The organism is Streptomyces sp. NPDC052020, from assembly GCF_040680575.1.
GTDB lineage: Bacteria > Actinomycetota > Actinomycetes > Streptomycetales > Streptomycetaceae > Streptomyces.
The window spans coordinates 117,905-133,940 of the sequence record NZ_JBFAWY010000015.1; the positions used below are offsets into that span (position 1 = coordinate 117,905).

Below are 16,036 nucleotides of genomic sequence, written 5' to 3' on the forward strand. Positions count from 1 at the left end.
GTCAGCCGCGGTCGCCGGCGCGCAGCGCCGCCGCCATCCGCCGTACCGCCTCCGAGAGCACCTCCGGCGATGTCCCCAGGTTGAGCCGCACATGGCCGGCTCCGCCCGTGCCGAAGGGGATCCCGGAGCTGAGCGCCACCCGCCCGCGGCTCAGGAACGCCTGCGCCGGGTCGTCACCCAGCCCGAGCGCGCGGCAGTCCAGCCAGGCCAGACAGGTCGCCTCCCCCGGCCGGTGCACGATGCCGGGCAGCCGCTCGGCCAGCAGGCCGGTGAGCAGCCGCCGGTTGCCGGCGAGACCGGCCAGCAGCGCGTCCAGCCAGGCGGTGCCGTCGCGCAGCGCCGCCGTGTGGGCGATGACGCCGAGGTGGCTCGGGCCGTGACCGACCTCCTCGGGCATCCGGGCCAGGTCGGCGGCGGCCCCGGGCCCGGCGAGGGCGAGCGCGGCCTTGAGTCCGGCGAGGTTCCAGCCCTTGGAAGCCGACATCAGCGCCAGGCCCCGTTCCGCGCCGGGCACGCTCAGGTACGGCACGAACCGCGTGCCGCCGGTGACGAGCGGCGCGTGGATCTCGTCGGCGACGACCCGGACGCCGTAGCGCTCGGCGAGGGCGGCGACGGTGGCCAGTTCGGCGGCGGTGTGGACGGTCCCGGTCGGGTTGTGCGGGCTGCACAGCAGGTAGGCGGCGCGTCCGCCGGCCCCGGCGGCGCGCCGGAAGGCGTCCTCCAGTGCCTCCGGGTCGATGCGCAGGTCCGCGCCGAGCGGCGCCTCGACCACCCGCCGGTCCATGTGCTCCACGAACGGGTAGAACGGCGGATATACGGGCGGGTTGACCACCACCGGATCGCCGGGCCCGGTGACCAGCTTGAGCATCTCGACCACGCCCAGCATGACGTCGGGCACGACCGCGGTGCGCTCCACGGCGAGCCCGCTCCAGCCCCAGCGCCGGTCGGCGAAGGCGGCCAGCGCCTCGGCGTAGGCGGTGCCGGCGGGATAGCCGGTGTCGCCGAGGCGGAGGGCGTCGGTGACGGCGCGCACGACGGGCTCGGCGAGCGCTACGTCCATCTCGGCCACCCACAGCGGCAGTACGTCCTCGGGGTAGGTGCGCCATTTCATGCTCGTGCGGCGTTTCAGCCGGTCGAGGGTGAGGGCGCGCAGGGGATTGGGGTCGCCGCTCCGGTCCTGCGGGGTACGGGTCATGGGGCACAAGATAAGGGCTGCGCGGGGCCGGGGACACGGCACGAGTGCCTCCCGGGGGGTGCGCCTTCTTCCGACTCGGCGTGGCGCGAGCGGCACGCTCTGCGGCGTACTGCGGCCCTGATCAGCCCAGGGCCAGCAGCACCGTGGCCGCCCCCGCGCCCAGCAGGCCGGTCACCTGCCGCGGGGTGACCGACTCGCGCAGGAGGGCCACCCCCAGTACGACGGGCAGGGCCGGGTAGAGGGAGGCGAGCACCACGGCGACCGCCACGAGCTGCCGCTGCGCGGCGAGCAGGTAGAGCATCAGGCCGAGCGCGGCGCCCGCCCCGATCAGGAGGGCCTGGGCGGACCGCCGGGGCGGCAGCCGCAGGCGCCCTGGGCGGCGCACCGCGCCGGGGAGCAGCAGCAGTACGGCGGCGACACGGCCGGCGGCCACGGGCCACAGCCCGCTGCCGGGACCGGCCTGGCCGAGGGCGAGGTACTGGACGGCGACACCGGCGCTGGCGAGCAGGCCGTCGGCGGCGGCCGGACCCGGGCCGCCGGGGCCGGGCCCGCAGACCAGCCAGAGCGCGGGGACGGTGACGGCGATGCCCGCCCAGGCGAGCGGGCCGGGACGGTCACCGAGGACGAGCACCCCGCACAGCACGGACAGCGCGACACCGGTGACGGCGCTCACCGGGACCACGACGCTCATCGCGCCGCGGCTGAGCCCGCGGTTGAGGAAGTGCATGGCGGTGCCGCTGCCCACGCCGGACAGCGCGCCCCACAGCAGGTCCGGCGGGTGCGGGGCGCCCGCCGGGACGAGGAGCGCCGCCACGAGGGCGAGCAGCAGGCCGCCGAGCTGGCCGAACAAGGAGACGGCGGTGAAGTGGACGCGCCGGGACAGCAGGCCGCCTGCGAAGTCGACGACGCCGTAGCAGACGGCCGAGGTCAGCGCGAGAAGGGCACCCATTCGTCGTCTGGTGCCCCCAAGCGGGGTTCCGCTGCGCCGTGGCGGGCCCGCGGCGTCAGGCGGCCCGCTCCGGGGCCGGGGCCGCGGCGGCCCACTCCAAGACGAGCCGCTGGTACTCCTCGCGCTGCTCGACGCTCAGTGTCCCGCCCGACCGGAGCCACAGGGCCCGGATCTCCTCGTTGACCTCGGCAGCCGATCGCTCGGAGGAGGGTTCAACAGTGGTGGACATGATGTGAAGCATACGGCGCCGAAAGTGAAGGCGCCGTGAGTAATCGCGAGCCAATCGGACATATCAGACCGTGTTACTGATCACGTCCCTCGGCGCCGCGGTACGGGGGGCGGCGCTCCGGAAGGACGGCCCGGCGGCGTTCGGCGAACCGGCTGATGAGCCGGCTGGCGAGCCGGACGCGCCGCGCGCACCGGAGGGGGGCGGTCAGCGGTAGCCGGTCACGTCCGCCGGCCTTCCGGCGTCCTGGACCTCGACGATGTAGCGCCAGGCGTCCGGGCGGCTGCCGTCGAGATCGGTGAAGCCGTACACCTGGGCGAGGCCGCCGCTGGAGAGGGACTGCCCGTTCCAGCGGGCCACGCCGGGATCGGCGGCGAGGGCGGTGACGGCACGGCCCACGAAACGGGGCGTCTCGGAGATGGCGAAGTGGGGGACGCGGTCCAGGGCGTCCCGCCAGTTGTCCTCGCGTACGCCGTAGACGTCGAGCATGATCTCCGAGCGGAGCCAGCCCGGGGTGAGGGCGACGGCCGTGGCGCCGCGCGGCGCCAGTTCGTGGCCGAGGGCGAAGGCCATGCGCAGCACGGACACCTTGGCGAGGTCGTAGAAGAAGGAGCTGCGGTAGTGGTCGCGGTTGTACTCGGCGGTGCCGTCGGTGACCTCCACGACCAGGCCGCCGGGGCGCCGCAGCAGCAACGGCAGGGCGTGGTGGCTGGTGATGGCGTGGGTGTCGACCGCGAGGCGGAGCAGCCTGAGACCCTTGTCGAGGTCGTGCTCCCAGACCGGGGTGTCCCACTCGAAGAGCATCTCGCCGCCCCAGATGTCGTTGACCAGGACGTCCAGGCGGTCGTGTTCGCGGGCGATGCGGTCGGCCACCGCGCGCACCTGCCGGGGGTCGAGGTGGTCGGCGGGTACGGCGATGCCGTGGCCGCCGGCCTCGGTGACGAGGTCGGCGGTGTCCTCGATGGTCTCGGGGCGGTCGTACTCCGAGCGCCGGGCGCGCGTGCTGCGCCCGGTGACGTAGACGGTGGCCCCGGCCGCCCCGAGCTCCACGGCGATGCCGCGTCCGGCTCCCCGGGTCGCCCCCGCGACCCATGCGACCTTGCCCTCCAGCGGTCGTGACATGTCCGGCCTCCCGTCGTGCGGTGCGTGATCTCTCACCGGTGAGGGTGCCCGGGAAACCGGACATCTCCTGTCGCCTTTTCCGGGCCGTCCCGCCACCCCGCCGCTCCCGAGGTCGTCCGGCCGGGGCGCGGGCGGGCGGCGAGTGCGTCGCCGCCGGGGAGGGACCGGGCGTGCCCCGTCCTGGTCGGGATCAGTGGCCCCGTTTGATCCACTCGTCCAGATGGGGGGCCTCGGCGCCGATGGTGGTGGAGTCGCCGTGGCCGGTGCGGACTTCGGTCTCGGGCGGCAGGGTGAGCAGCCGGTCGCGGAGGGAGTCGATGATCGTCGGGAAGTGGGAGTAGGACCGGCCGGTGGCGCCCGGGCCGCCGGCGAAGAGGGTGTCGCCGGTGAAGACGGTGCCGAGGCCGGGGTCGTACAGGCAGACCGCGCCGGGCGCGTGTCCCGGCGTGTGCAGGACGGTCAGGTCGGCGCCCGCGGCCTCGATCACCTGGCCGTCGGACAGCCAGGCGTCGGGCAGCCGGTCCGGGTGGGTCCGCTGCCACAGCGGCAGATCGTCGCGGTGCAGCCAGATGACCGCGCCGGTGCGGTCGGCCAGGGCCGGGGCGGCGTTCACGTGGTCGTTGTGGGCGTGGGTGCACACGATTGCGGTCAGGCGCCGGTCGCCGACGGCTTCGGCGATGGCGTCGGCGTCGTGGGCGGCGTCGATGACGACGGCCTCGCGGTCGTCGCCGACGATCCAGACGTTGTTGTCGACGTCCCAGGTGCCGCCGTCGAGGGTGAACTGGCCGGAGGTGACGAGGCGTTCGATGCGGGCGGTCATCACAGCACCACCACCGAGCGCAGGACGTCACCGGCGTGCATCCGCTCGAAGGCCTTCTCCACCTCGTCCAGCGCGATCGTCTCGGTGACGAACGCGGCGAGGTCGAGGCGGCCTTGCAGATGCAGGTCGATCAGCATGGGGAAGTCGCGGGAGGGCAGGCAGTCGCCGTACCAGGAGGATTTCAGGGCGCCGCCGCGGCCGAAGACGTCCAGGAAGGGCAGCTCGAGCTTCATCTCGGGGGTGGGGACGCCGACGAGGACGACGGTGCCGGCCAGGTCGCGGGCGTAGAACGCCTGCCGGTAGGTCTCCGGGCGGCCGACCGCCTCGATGACGACATCGGCGCCGAAGCCGCCGGTCAGGTCGCGGATCGCCTCGACCGGGTCGGTCTCGCGGGAGTTGACGGCGTGGGTGGCGCCCATGGCGCGGGCGGTTTCCAGCTTCCGGTCGTCGATGTCCACGGCGATGATCTTCGCCGCGCCGGCCAGACGGGAACCGGCGACGGCCGCGTCCCCGACACCGCCGCAGCCGATGACGGCGACCGTGTCGCCCCGGCCGACGCCGCCGGTGTTGATCGCCGCGCCGATGCCGGCCATCACGCCGCAGCCCAGCAGCCCGGCGACCTGCGGGGCGACGGCCGGGTCGACCTTGGTGCACTGCCCGGCGGCGACGAGGGTCTTCTCGGCGAAGGCGCCGATGCCGAGGGCGGGCGAGAGTTCCGTGCCGTCCGGCAGGGTCATCCGCTGTTCGGCGTTGTGGGTGTCGAAGCAGTACCAGGGCCGGCCGCGCAGACAGGCGCGGCACTTCCCGCACACCGCGCGCCAGTTCAGGATCACGAAGTCGCCGGGGGCGACGTCGGTGACCTGCTCCCCCACCGACTCCACCACGCCCGCGGCCTCGTGGCCGAGCAGGAAGGGGAAGTCATCGCTGATGCCGCCCTGCTTGTAGTGCAGGTCGGTGTGGCACACCCCGCAGGCCTGGACGCGCACCACTGCCTCGCCGGGCCCCGGGTCCGGTACGACGATCGTCTCGATGCGCACCGGCTCGTCCTTGCCCGGCGCGATCACGCCGCGTACTTCCTGCGCCATGGCGCTGCCCCTTTCATCGACCGGTCTCCGTCCCTGCCGACCCTATGCGTGACTGATCGGTAAGGGATCCGGATCACGCCATTCCGGCGTGCCGGTACCGGAGGGGCGGCGGTGTCCGGCGTGGCGGCGGCGCTCCGGCGGCACAACGCGTGCCGCACGTCGGCCATCGCCCCGGTGTGCCGATTTTTTGTCGTGTACGCAGTCTTGTGAAGAGGGACGATCGATCCCTACTTTCCAGTAAGTAATCGGAGTTGAACAAGGCTCATGTCCGACCCTCGATTTGGCATGTTCACACCAGAGGAGGCGTCATGCCCGCCACCAGGTCCCCCAGGCACCTTCGCTCCGTGACCGCCGCCGCGGCCGCCGCCCTGGCGCTCAGCCTCACCACCCCCGCGAACGCCTCCGCCGGCCCGGCGGACGCGCACTCCCCCGCCGGGCTGCGGGAGGTGCTGTTCGTCGGCAACAACTGGGACGGCACCGCCGACGTCATCGAGTCCACCGGGGACTTCGGCAGGATCGGGCGGATCGACGTGGTCCCGGACAAGGAGAAGCGGCTGGCCGAGATCAAGGCCGACCCGATCCGGCTGATCTACTTCCTGGGGATTCGCACCAGCGTCGGCGAGGGCCACGACCAGTTGGTCGACGACATGTACACGACCCCGGACGGATCGTCGGTGGTCGTCTCACGGCCCAGCTTCGCCGACGTGGTCTCCATCGACCTGGCCACCGGACGTCTCGAATGGCGTTTCCCGGTGGACGGCTACCGCTCCGACCACATGGCCGTCTCCCCCGACGGCAAGCGGGTCGCGGTGTCGGCGTCGACCGCGAACACCGTGCACGTGCTGGACATCGAGACGGGCACGGAGCTCGGCTCGTTCGCCACCGGCGACAAGCCCCACGAGAACGTCTTCAGCAAGGACGGCGCGTATCTCTGGAACATGTCCATCGGCGAGGTGAACACCTCGCTCGACGCCCCGTGGCTGGACTGGACCAAGGGCGACCGGCGCATCACGGTCGCGGACGCCGCGACGTACCAGCCGGTCAAGGTGATCGACATGCGCGAGCGGCTCGACGCCGTCGGGCTGAAGGACCGCTCGGACGCCGTGCGGCCCGCCGTCTTCTCGCCCGACGAGTCCCGGCTGTACTTCCAGGTCTCCTTCTTCAACGGCTTCTTCGAGTACGACGTCGCCGCCGACCGGATCACCCGGACGAAGACGCTGCCGAAGAACCCGGCGACCGGCGAGGACCGCACCACCTGGGTCAACGACTCACGTCACCACGGCATCGCGATGAGCCCGGACGGCGCCAGGCTGTGCGTCGCGGGGACCATGGACGACTACGCCGCGGTGGTCGACCGCGCCACGCTGGACGAGGGCCCGCTCGTCCCCGCGGCGAAGCCCTACTGGGCCACCGTCAGCGGGGACGGCAGGCACTGCGTCGTCTCCGAGAGCGGCTCCGACCAGGTCACGGCCATCGACTTCGCCACCGGCCGGAAGGCGGTGTCCGTCCCGGTCGGCGACCACCCCCAGCGGGTGCGCCTCGGCCGTGTGGCGGCAAACTGGACCGGTCCGTCGGCCGGCTGACGCCACCGGCGCGGCGCGGGCGGACCGCGGTCGCGGCACCGGGGGACGAAAACCGGTCGCGGGGACGCGGCCGGTCGACGGCTCAGGTGATCAGGCGTCGCCGGCCCAGGTGGTCAGGCGCGGCGGGACGGCAGACGGTGGAGCGCGACATCGGTGAGGCGGCCGTCGGCCACCGAGGCGGTCATGTAGGTGCAGTACGGCTGGCGGCGGCGGTCGGTCGGGGAACCGGGGTTGAGCAGGCGCAGCCCGGTGGGCGCGGTGGTGTCCCAGGGGATGTGGCTGTGCCCGAAGACCAGGACGTCCAGGCCGGGAAAGCGCGCGGCGCAGCGGGCCTCCCGGCCCTGGGCCGGGCCGGTCTCGTGGACCACGCCGAAGCGCAGGCCGCCGATGTCTGCGTACGCCACCTCGGGCAGCCGGGCCCGCAGGCCGGGCCCGTCGTTGTTGCCGTACACGGCGACGAGCCGGCGGCTGCGGCTCTCCAGCAGGTCGAGCGTGGCCGTGTCGACCCAGTCCCCCGCGTGGAAGACGACGTCGGCGCGCGGCAGCTCGGCCAGGAGCGGGGCGGGCAGCTCCCGGGCGCGGCGGGGCAGGTGGGTGTCGGACATGAGCAGCAGGCGCACGGGGCCGGCCCGGCCGCCGCCGGCCGGAGCGTCCGGCCGGGCGGGTGCGGGCGGTGCCGGCCTCACGCGTGCTCCCCCGCGGTGCGCCGTCCGGGCGGCTCCCACCAGGCGCGGTTGTCCCGGTACCAGGCGACGGTCTCGGCGAGGGACGCGGCGAAGTCGCGCCGGGGGCGGTAGCCCAGTTCGTCGCGGGCCTTGCTCCAGTCGACCGAGTACCGCAGGTCGTGGCCCTTGCGGTCGTCGACGTACTCCACCCGGTCCCAGCCGGCGCCGCAGGCCCGCAGGAGCAGGGCGGTCAGCTCCCGGTTGCTCAGCTCGGTGCCGCCGCCGATGTTGTAGACCTGGCCCGCCCGGCCCCGGGTGCGGACCAGCTCGACGCCCCGGCAGTGGTCCTCGACGTGCAGCCAGTCGCGGACGTTGCGCCCGTCCCCGTAGAGCGGAACGCTTCCTCCGTCGAGGAGGCGGGTGACGAACAGCGGGATGATCTTCTCGGGGAACTGACGGGGGCCGTAGTTGTTGGAGCAGCGGGTGATCCGCACGTCCAGGCCGTGGGTGCGGTGATAGGCGAGGGCGAGCAGATCGGCGGCGGCCTTGGAGGCGGAGTAGGGGGAGCTGGGCCGCAGCGGGTCCTCCTCCGTCGCCGAGCCGGACTCCAGGGAGCCGTACACCTCGTCGGTGGAGACGTGCACGAACGGTTCCACGCCGTGCCGCAGCGCCGCGTCCAGGAGCGTCTGCGTGCCCACCACGTTGGTGAGGACGAAGTCGGCGGCGGTGTGGAGGGAGCGGTCCACGTGGGATTCCGCCGCGAAGTGCACCACCTGGTCGGCGCCGGCCATCAGCTTGTCGACCAGTGCGGCGTCGCGGATGTCGCCCCGCACGAAGTGGAGGCGGGGATGGCCGGGTTCGAGATTGTCCAGGGTTCCGGCGTACGTCAGCTTGTCCAGCACCGTGATCCGCGGCGCCCCGGGCGCGTCGGAGGCGAGCAGCGCGCGGACGTAGTGGGAGCCGATGAATCCGGCGGCGCCGGTGACGAGGAGGTTCATGAACGCGTGTGCACCTTGCTGTGTCCTGCGGGCCGCATACCGGCGACGTTACCAGTGAGCTGCCGGTGACCCGCGTGTCCTCCGTGACCGCCGCCGGGCCGCCGCTCCGCGGCGCGCGCGGCGTACCGGTGCCCGGGGCCGGCCGTCAGTCCTCGCCCCTGACGATGTGCGGCTCGGGGCCCGGACGGGGCGCGCGCGGCGGGTCGCCGTCCTCGACGGCCGGGACCCATGTGCGCGGAGCGCTCCGGCCGCGCAGGCGGCGGGCGGTCGACCAGCCTGTCTCCGGCCGGCGGGCGACGGGTTTGTCACCGGTGTCCGTGGTCACGGGGCATCATCTTCCTTCCGGGTGCGTGCGATCGGCGCCAGGGGGCGGGCCGCCGGCCCGGCGCCGCACGGTGGCGCGCCGCCGGGTTCCCGGCGGCGGACGGTGCCAAACGCCCACGCCGTCGCCCGTTCGGGCCGGGCCGGGACGCGGAGCGGCCTCGCGGCACCGTCCGTCCGGGCACGCGCGAGGCCGGCGGACCGCGGGCGGCCCGCTTCGGGGGCGGGCCGCCCGCGGTCATGCGTGCGTCGCTCCGCCGCCGCGCCCTTACGTGTTCGGCCGGGCCACGCTGATGTCGCCGAGCGCCGAGTCCGGGTCGCGCTCCATGGCCATGTCGCCGAGGGAGACGATGCCCACCGGATGCCCCTCGTCGACGACCGGGATGCGGCGCACGGCGTGCTCGCGCATCAGCTCCACCGCGTGGTCCAGCTCCTCGTCGGGCCGGACGGTCACCACGTCGTCGCTGCACGCGCCGGCCACGGTGGTCTGCTGCGGGTCGCCGCCCTCCGCGAGCGACCGGATCACCAGGTCCCGGTCGGTGACCAGCCCGCGCAGCCGGTCCCCCTCCGTCACCAGGACGGCTCCGAGATCCTCGTCCCGCATGATGCGGGCCACGTCGACGACGGAGGTCTGCGGCTCGACGGTCACCGGTTCGCTCGTCATGATGTCGCGGACGTACTGGACCATGACGTACCTCTTTCCTCGCCCTCTCTCCGCTGTGCTGCGGATCCGGGTACCCCGCCGCGCGGTCCCGGCACGTCGGGTCGTCCTCTTCGTCGAGGCCGTGCCGGCCGCCCGGGCGCCGGCACCGGCGCCCGGGCGGCCGCGCGGGAGACCGGGGCGATCGCGTCCCGTGCCGGGCCCCTCTAGGCCCGCGCCCGGACCGCGTCTGCCCTGTCCGCGCGGGATCCGCGGCTCGGGCGGGTAGGCCGCGTCCTTCGGCGGCCGCCGGGCGGCTCGCCGTGCGCCGCGGGCCGCCGCGAGGGAGATTTGACCCTGGGACCGTCGCCCGGCCGTGCGAGGAGGTGGTCGGGGTGTCCGACCGGCAGTCGACTCCGGGGGAGCCCCCGGGCTCCGGGCCGGTGGTCGGCCGGCCGGCGCTTTCGCTGGCGCTGGCCTCGATGATGGAGGAGGTCCACGCGCACGCCGGTGCGGTGTATCTGCTCTCCGCGGACCGGCGGGTGCTGGAGATGGCGGTGATGGCGGGGCTTCCCCGGTCCTTCGCGGCGCCCTGGGAGCGGGTGCCGATGAGCGCGCGGATCCCGGTGGCCGACGCCGTGCGCGACCGGCGGCTGGTCTGGGTCGGCGGCGAGGAGGAGATGGCCCGGCGCTATCCGCGGGTCGCGGTGGTGCTCCCCTACCCGTTCGCCCTGGCCGCCCTCCCGGTGGCGACCGGCTCCGCCGTGTACGGCGGGGTGTTCCTGACCTGGCCGGGCACGCGCCCCGCGGAGCTGTCCGGGCGGGAACGGGAGCAGCTGGCGGCCGCCTGCGACCGGCTGGCGCTCCGGCTGGAGCGCGGGGCGCGGACGCGTCCGCCGGCGCGGCACGAGCCGGAACCGGCCGCCGCGCCGGCCGCGGGGGCGGTGGCCGGGTCGCTCGGCGCCCTGGAGGCCGTGCGGATGGCGGGGCGGCTGCCGTACGGGCTGTGCTCGCTGGACGTGCACGGGCGCGTGGGCTTCGTCAATCCGGCGGCGGCCGAACTGCTGGGCGTGCCGGCCGGCAGGCTGCTCGGCACGCCGCTGTGGGCGGCCGTGCCGTGGCTGAACGACCCCGTGTACGAGGACCGTTACCGGGCGGCGCTGCTCAGCCAGCACACGACCTCGTTCGTGGCGCTGCGCCCGCCCGGCGAGTGGCTGTCGTTCCGGCTGTACCCGGACCGGAACGGGCTGAGCGTGCGCATCAGCCGGTCCCAGGGCGTGTCCGGGGCCGGACGGTCCGGTGCCGGGGGTCCGGCGCCGGCCGGGACGCCGTCCCGCCTGGTGACCATCGCGCAGGTGCTGAGCCTGGCCGGGGCGCTGACCGAGGCGGCGGGCGTGCAGGACGTGGTGCAGCTGGTGGCGGACGAGATCGCCCCCACGCTGGGCAGCCAGGCTCTGGTGGTCCTCGGCTCGCGGGCGGGCCGGATGCATGTGCTGGGGCACCGGGGCTATCCGGACCCGTACGTCGTGGAGCGGTTCGACGGGATGCCGCTGACCGAGCGCACTCCCGGCACCCAGGTCCTGCGGACGGGGGTGCCCGCGTTCCTGGAGTCCGCGGAGCAGCTGGAGCACCTGTATCCGGCCCGGCAGGCCACGCCGGACGGCTTCGCCGCCTGGGCCTATCTGCCGCTGATCGCCTCCGGCCGGCCGGTGGGCACCTGGGTGCTCGCCTACGCCCGGCCGCATCCGTTCCCGGCGGAGGAGCGGGCGGTGCTGACCAGCCTGGCCGGGCTGGTCGCCCAGGCCCTGGACCGGGCCCTGCTGTACGACGCGAAACACCGTCTGGCCCACGGGCTCCAGGAGGCCCTGCTGCCGCACTCGCTGCCGCCCCTGCCGGGGATCGAGGCGGCCGCCCGCTATCTGCCGGCCACACGGGGCATGGACATCGGCGGCGACTTCTACGATCTGGTGCCCGTCGAGGGCATGGCCGCCGCGGTGATCGGGGACGTGCAGGGCCACAACGTGACCGCGGCCGGGCTGATGGGGCAGATCCGCACCGCCGTCCGCGCGTACACGGCCGTCGGCCAGGCGCCGGAGGAGGTCATGCGCCGGACCAACCGGCTGCTCATCGACCTGGGGAGCGATCTGTTCGCCAGCTGTCTGTACCTGCGGATCGACCCGGGCCGGCGGCGGGCCGTGCTGTCCCGCGCGGGGCACCCTCCGCCCCTGCTGCGGCGGCCGGACGGGCGGGTGCGGGTCCTCGATCTGGCCGGCGGTCCGCTGCTGGGCATCGAGCCGTCGGCGGTGTACCCCAGCTCGGAGGCCGACCTCTCCCCCGGGTCCCTGCTCGTCCTCTACACCGACGGGCTGGTGGAAGCGCCCGGCGTCGACCTCGAGGACGCCCTCGCCGATCTGGGGCGGCGGCTGGCGGAGGCCGGAGACCTGCCGCTGGACGCGCTCGCCGACACACTGGTGCGGCACGTCGCGGACGCGGAGGAACGCATCGACGACATCGCCCTGTTGCTGCTCAGGACGCGGGAGATGTGAGAAGGCGTCGGCACGGCTGTTTCCTGCGGATATATCAGCCTCGATCACACCACTTTTCATTACGTTCGGCGATCGGTCGATAACGATCTGTCGACGACACGGAATGGAATCCTCGCTTCAGTGAATCTGCACATCGAATGCCCAACCCGGTCACCGCGCCCGGGGGATCTGCACAAGCGCCCGGCCCCGCTCACGCCTTTGGGACCCAAGTGCCGGATTCGCCGACCGGACCGCGGGGACGTCGGCGCTCCGGCACCGCGCCGCATGTGAAGAAGTCGCCAGCAAGCCGTGCGCGCACCTGCACCAAAAGGTGGCCGCACGGTTCGAACTGCCTGGTCGGAGGGGGTGCTTGAGTGGAACGGCGGGCTGGCGCCGTGCTTTGATCCATCGCACCGCGGGGGCCGCGAACGGCTCCCGGGCCGGGCGCCCGGCACCCGCGGCCGCGGCCGTCCATCTGTCCCCAGAGGGGGCCGCTCCCCCCTTGTGAATATCCATATGAAGGGAAGTTCCATCATGAACTCCACCCCCCAGGTTGAGACCGTCGAGATCGCCGACGCCGAGCTCGACAACGTCTCCGGCGGCCTCGCCATCAACGCCCTGAACACCGTCACCGGCGTGGTGGACAGCATCGCCCCGGTCACCGGCCTGGTGAACGGCGTCGTCGAGACGGTCGAGGGCGTCACGGGCCTGAACACCGCCCCGGTCACCGGCCTGGTCGCCGGTCTCTGATCGCGCCCACGCGCTACCGAAGTCCCGGAGCCGCTCCCCGGCTCCGGGACTCTCGGGTGCCGTCACACCGGCCCGTCCGGGCCGGTTCCGTCAAGTTCCGCCACGTTCCGCAGGTGAGGGAAGGTCCGTGCAGTTCCGCCAGCAGGCCCTCGCCAGGCTCCAGTCGCCGGAGGAGCTCGATCTCCCGGTGCGGTTCGCCCGCCCGCAGGGCTGGCTCGTCCTGTCCGTGACCGTCGTCGCGATGGCCGCCGCGTCCGTGTGGGCGGTGACCGGCTCGGTCGCCTCCACCGTCAGCGCGCCCGCCGTCCTCACCCACGGGCAGGGCAGCTACGTGCTGCAGAGCCCCGTCGCCGGCCAGGTCACCGCCGTCCTCGCCGAGCAGGGCGAGCGGCTGCCCGCCGGCGCGCCGGTGCTGAAGGTCCGTACCGCCGAGGGCGAGACGGCCGTCCGCGCCCTCGACGCGGGCCGGGTCAGCGCGCTCGCCGCCACCGTCGGGCAGATCGTCCAGACCGGCGCGAACGTCGCCGCCGTCGAGAAGGTCGCCCGCGCCCGGGACCCCCTGTACGCCACCGTGTACGTCCCCGCCGAGAACGCCGCCGAGATCCGGGCGGGCGCCGCCGTGGACCTGACCGTGCAGTCGGTGCCCTCCCAGGAGTACGGCGTGCTGCGCGGCCATGTGAAGTCGGTGGACCGTTCCGCCCAGTCCGCGCAGCAGATCGGCGCGTTCCTCGGCGACAGCCAGCTCGGCGAGCAGTTCACCAAGGAGGGCAGGCCCATCGCCGTGACGGTCCGCCTCGACACCTCCTCCGCAACGAAGAGCGGCTACGTCTGGTCGACGGCCGGCGGACCGCCGTACGCCCTCACCTCCATGACCCTGGCCACGGGCTCGATCCGGCTGGCCGACCAGCGTCCCGTCGATTGGCTGCTGCCGTGACCGCCGACCTGAAGACCCGGGGCAGACGCCGTGCCGCCCCGCCGCCCAAGCGCACGGTGCCCAAGGCCCGCACGAAGACCGTCCGCACCCCGACCGTGCTCCAGATGGAGGCCGTCGAGTGCGGCGCCGCCTCCCTGGCGATGGTGCTCGGCCACTACGGCCGCCACGTCCCGCTGGAGGAGCTGCGCATCGCCTGCGGTGTCTCCCGCGACGGCTCGCGCGCCAGCAACCTGCTCAAGGCGGCGCGCGGTTACGGCCTGACCGCCAAGGGCATGCAGATGGACCTGGCCGCCCTCGCCGAGGTCAAGGCGCCGGCCATCCTGTTCTGGGAGTTCAACCACTACGTCGTCTACGACGGCATGGGCCGCCGCTTCGGCCGCCGCGGGGTGTACATCAACGACCCCGGCAAGGGGCGCCGGTTCGTGCCGCTGGAGGAGTTCGACGGCAGCTTCACCGGCGTGGTCCTGGTCCTGGAGCCCGGCGAGGGCTTCACCCGGGGCGGGCGCAGGCCGGGCGTGCTGGGCGCGATGCCGGCCCGGCTGCGCGGCACCGCGGGCACCCTGCCGGCCGCGGTGCTGGCGAGCCTGCTGCTGGTGATCGTCGGCGCGGCGGTGCCCGCGCTCAGCCGCACCTACATCGACGAATTCCTCATCGGCCGGCAGACCTCGCTGCTGGGCGTGCTGTTCACGTCGATGGCGGCGTGCGTGCTGCTCACCGTCGTCCTGACCTGGCTCCAGCAGGCCAACCTGCTGCGCGGCCGGCTCATCTCCTCGACTCTGTCCAGCGCCCGCTTCCTGCGCCATCTGCTGCGGCTGCCGGTGACGTTCTTCTCCCAGCGCAGCCCGGCCGACCTGGTCCAGCGGCTCCAGTCCAACGACGCGGTGGCCGAGACCCTGGCCCGCGACCTGGCGGCGGCGGGCGTGGACGCGGTGGTCGTCGTCCTGTACGCGCTGCTGATGTACACCTACGACCCCCAGCTGACCTTCGTCGGCATCGGCGTGGCGCTGCTGAACATCGTGGCGATGCGGGTCGTCATCCGGCTGCGCGCCACGCGCACCGCGAAGCTGCGGGCGGACACCGCGCGGCTCACCAACACCTCGTACACCGGTCTGCAACTGATCGAGACGATGAAGGCGACCGGCGGCGAGGACGGCTACTTCCGCAAGTGGGCCGGGCAGCACGCCACGACCCTGGAGGAGCAGCAGCGGCTCGGGGTGCCGAGCGCCTGGCTGGGCGTGGTGGCGCCGACGCTCGCCACCTTCAACAGCGCGCTGATCCTGTGGATCGGCGGCATGCGCGCGGTGGAGGGCCACATCTCGGTCGGGCTGCTGGTCGCCTTCCAGGCGCTGGTGGCCCGCTTCACCGCCCCGCTGACCCGTCTGAACGGCGTCGCGGGCCGCATCCAGGACTTCGCGGCCGACGTGGCCCGTCTGAAGGACGTCGAGAACTTCCAGGCCGATCCGCTCTACGGCCGCCCCGGCGCCGGCGACTCCACGCGCCGCCTGCGGGGCCATGTCGAGCTGGAGAACATCACCTTCGGCTACAACCCCCTCGACAAGCCCCTGCTCAGCGGCTTCGACCTGGTCGTCGGCCCGGGGCAGCAGGTGGCACTGGTCGGCGGCTCGGGCAGCGGAAAGTCCACGGTGTCCCGGCTGATCTCGGGTCTGTACACGCCGTGGGAGGGCGTCATCCGCATCGACGGGCGGCGGATCGAGGACATCCCGCGCGGGGCGCTGGCCGCCTCCGTCTCCTTCGTCGACCAGGAGGTGTTCCTCTTCGAGGGCACGGTCCGCGACAACGTGGCGCTGTGGGACCCGTCCATCCCCGACGACGCGGTGATGGAGGCGCTGCGCGACGCCGCCCTGTACGACGTGGTGACGCGCCGCCCCGGCGGCATCCACAGCCGGGTGGAGCAGGACGGCCGCAACTTCTCCGGCGGGCAGCGCCAGCGCCTGGAGATCGCGCGGGCGCTGGTGCGCCGGCCCAGCATCCTCGTGCTGGACGAGGTGACGAGCGCGCTGGACGCCGAGACCGAACAGGTGGTCATGGACAACCTGCGCAAGCGGGGCTGCGCCTGTGTGGTGATCGCGCACCGGCTCAGCACCGTGCGCGACAGCGACGAGATCGTCGTGCTCCAGCACGGCACGGTCGTCGAGCGCGGGCGGCACGAGGAGCTGGTGGCGCGCGGCGGCGCGTACGCGGCACTGGTCAGGGAGCGGTGAG

At 73.8% G+C, this 16,036-nt stretch carries 15 protein-coding genes; 5 read left to right on the plus strand and 10 right to left on the minus strand.

All coding sequences use genetic code 11. The annotated features are described in order from the left end of the window. Position 1: 1 nt before the first annotated feature. From AB0L74_RS18045 to AB0L74_RS18070, 6 genes are all read right to left on the minus strand, one after another. On the minus strand, positions 2-1,195 hold the full coding sequence (locus tag AB0L74_RS18045; protein WP_365652510.1) for an aminotransferase class I/II-fold pyridoxal phosphate-dependent enzyme: 1,194 nt from the start codon (positions 1,193-1,195) through the stop codon (positions 2-4). Positions 1,196-1,316: 121 nt separating this feature from the next. Beyond that, complete coding sequence (locus tag AB0L74_RS18050) at positions 1,317-2,144, minus strand: DMT family transporter (protein ID WP_365652514.1); 828 nt, start codon at positions 2,142-2,144, stop codon at positions 1,317-1,319. Between the two features lie 55 nt (positions 2,145-2,199). After that, positions 2,200-2,385: a hypothetical protein gene (locus AB0L74_RS18055; RefSeq protein WP_365652517.1), complete on the minus strand. Its 186-nt coding sequence runs from the start codon at positions 2,383-2,385 to the stop codon at positions 2,200-2,202. Positions 2,386-2,577: 192 nt separating this feature from the next. Further along, on the minus strand, positions 2,578-3,492 hold the full coding sequence (locus AB0L74_RS18060) for an SDR family oxidoreductase (RefSeq protein WP_365652520.1): 915 nt from the start codon (positions 3,490-3,492) through the stop codon (positions 2,578-2,580). A gap of 190 nt (positions 3,493-3,682) precedes the next feature. Further along, positions 3,683-4,312, minus strand: a complete 630-nt coding sequence (locus tag AB0L74_RS18065) for an MBL fold metallo-hydrolase (RefSeq protein ID WP_365652523.1) — start codon at positions 4,310-4,312, stop codon at positions 3,683-3,685. Then, positions 4,312-5,397, minus strand: a complete 1,086-nt coding sequence (locus AB0L74_RS18070; RefSeq protein WP_365652526.1) for an S-(hydroxymethyl)mycothiol dehydrogenase — start codon at positions 5,395-5,397, stop codon at positions 4,312-4,314. The genes AB0L74_RS18065 and AB0L74_RS18070 overlap by 1 nt, the downstream gene beginning before the upstream one ends. 308 nt (positions 5,398-5,705) lie before the next feature. Here AB0L74_RS18070 and AB0L74_RS18075 point away from each other — a divergent pair, with 308 nt between their 5' ends. Further along, entirely contained in the window at positions 5,706-6,980 is a 1,275-nt protein-coding gene (locus tag AB0L74_RS18075) for a YncE family protein (RefSeq protein ID WP_365652529.1), read from the plus strand. Positions 6,981-7,093: 113 nt separating this feature from the next. On the opposite strand, the gene AB0L74_RS18080 is transcribed toward AB0L74_RS18075, so the two are convergent. From AB0L74_RS18080 to AB0L74_RS18095, 4 genes are all read right to left on the minus strand, one after another. Continuing rightward, the gene (locus AB0L74_RS18080) at positions 7,094-7,600 is read right to left on the minus strand and encodes a metallophosphoesterase (RefSeq protein ID WP_365652725.1); all 507 of its coding nucleotides are present in this window, start codon (positions 7,598-7,600) and stop codon (positions 7,094-7,096) included. Between the two features lie 62 nt (positions 7,601-7,662). Continuing rightward, positions 7,663-8,643 (minus strand): dTDP-glucose 4,6-dehydratase, encoded by a 981-nt coding sequence (rfbB, locus tag AB0L74_RS18085; protein WP_365652533.1) that lies wholly within the window; start codon positions 8,641-8,643, stop codon positions 7,663-7,665. A 145-nt stretch (positions 8,644-8,788) separates the two neighbouring features. Beyond that, positions 8,789-8,968, minus strand: a complete 180-nt coding sequence (locus AB0L74_RS18090) for a hypothetical protein (RefSeq protein ID WP_365652536.1) — start codon at positions 8,966-8,968, stop codon at positions 8,789-8,791. A 264-nt stretch (positions 8,969-9,232) separates the two neighbouring features. Beyond that, complete coding sequence (locus AB0L74_RS18095) at positions 9,233-9,652, minus strand: CBS domain-containing protein (protein WP_365652539.1); 420 nt, start codon at positions 9,650-9,652, stop codon at positions 9,233-9,235. A gap of 338 nt (positions 9,653-9,990) precedes the next feature. Here AB0L74_RS18095 and AB0L74_RS18100 point away from each other — a divergent pair, with 338 nt between their 5' ends. The 4 genes from AB0L74_RS18100 to AB0L74_RS18115 all read left to right on the plus strand — a co-directional run bounded on the left by AB0L74_RS18100 (position 9,991) and on the right by AB0L74_RS18115 (position 16,035). Continuing rightward, on the plus strand, positions 9,991-12,150 hold the full coding sequence (locus AB0L74_RS18100) for a SpoIIE family protein phosphatase (protein ID WP_365652543.1): 2,160 nt from the start codon (positions 9,991-9,993) through the stop codon (positions 12,148-12,150). Between the two features lie 513 nt (positions 12,151-12,663). After that, positions 12,664-12,879: a type A2 lantipeptide gene (locus AB0L74_RS18105; protein WP_365652545.1), complete on the plus strand. Its 216-nt coding sequence runs from the start codon at positions 12,664-12,666 to the stop codon at positions 12,877-12,879. Positions 12,880-13,006: 127 nt separating this feature from the next. Next, complete coding sequence (locus AB0L74_RS18110; protein ID WP_365652548.1) at positions 13,007-13,813, plus strand: HlyD family efflux transporter periplasmic adaptor subunit; 807 nt, start codon at positions 13,007-13,009, stop codon at positions 13,811-13,813. Further along, positions 13,810-16,035, plus strand: coding sequence for an NHLP family bacteriocin export ABC transporter peptidase/permease/ATPase subunit (locus tag AB0L74_RS18115; RefSeq protein ID WP_365652551.1), 2,226 nt, complete (start codon positions 13,810-13,812; stop codon positions 16,033-16,035). Before AB0L74_RS18110 ends, AB0L74_RS18115 begins: the two co-directional genes overlap by 4 nt. The last annotated feature ends 1 nt before the right edge of the window (position 16,036 follow it).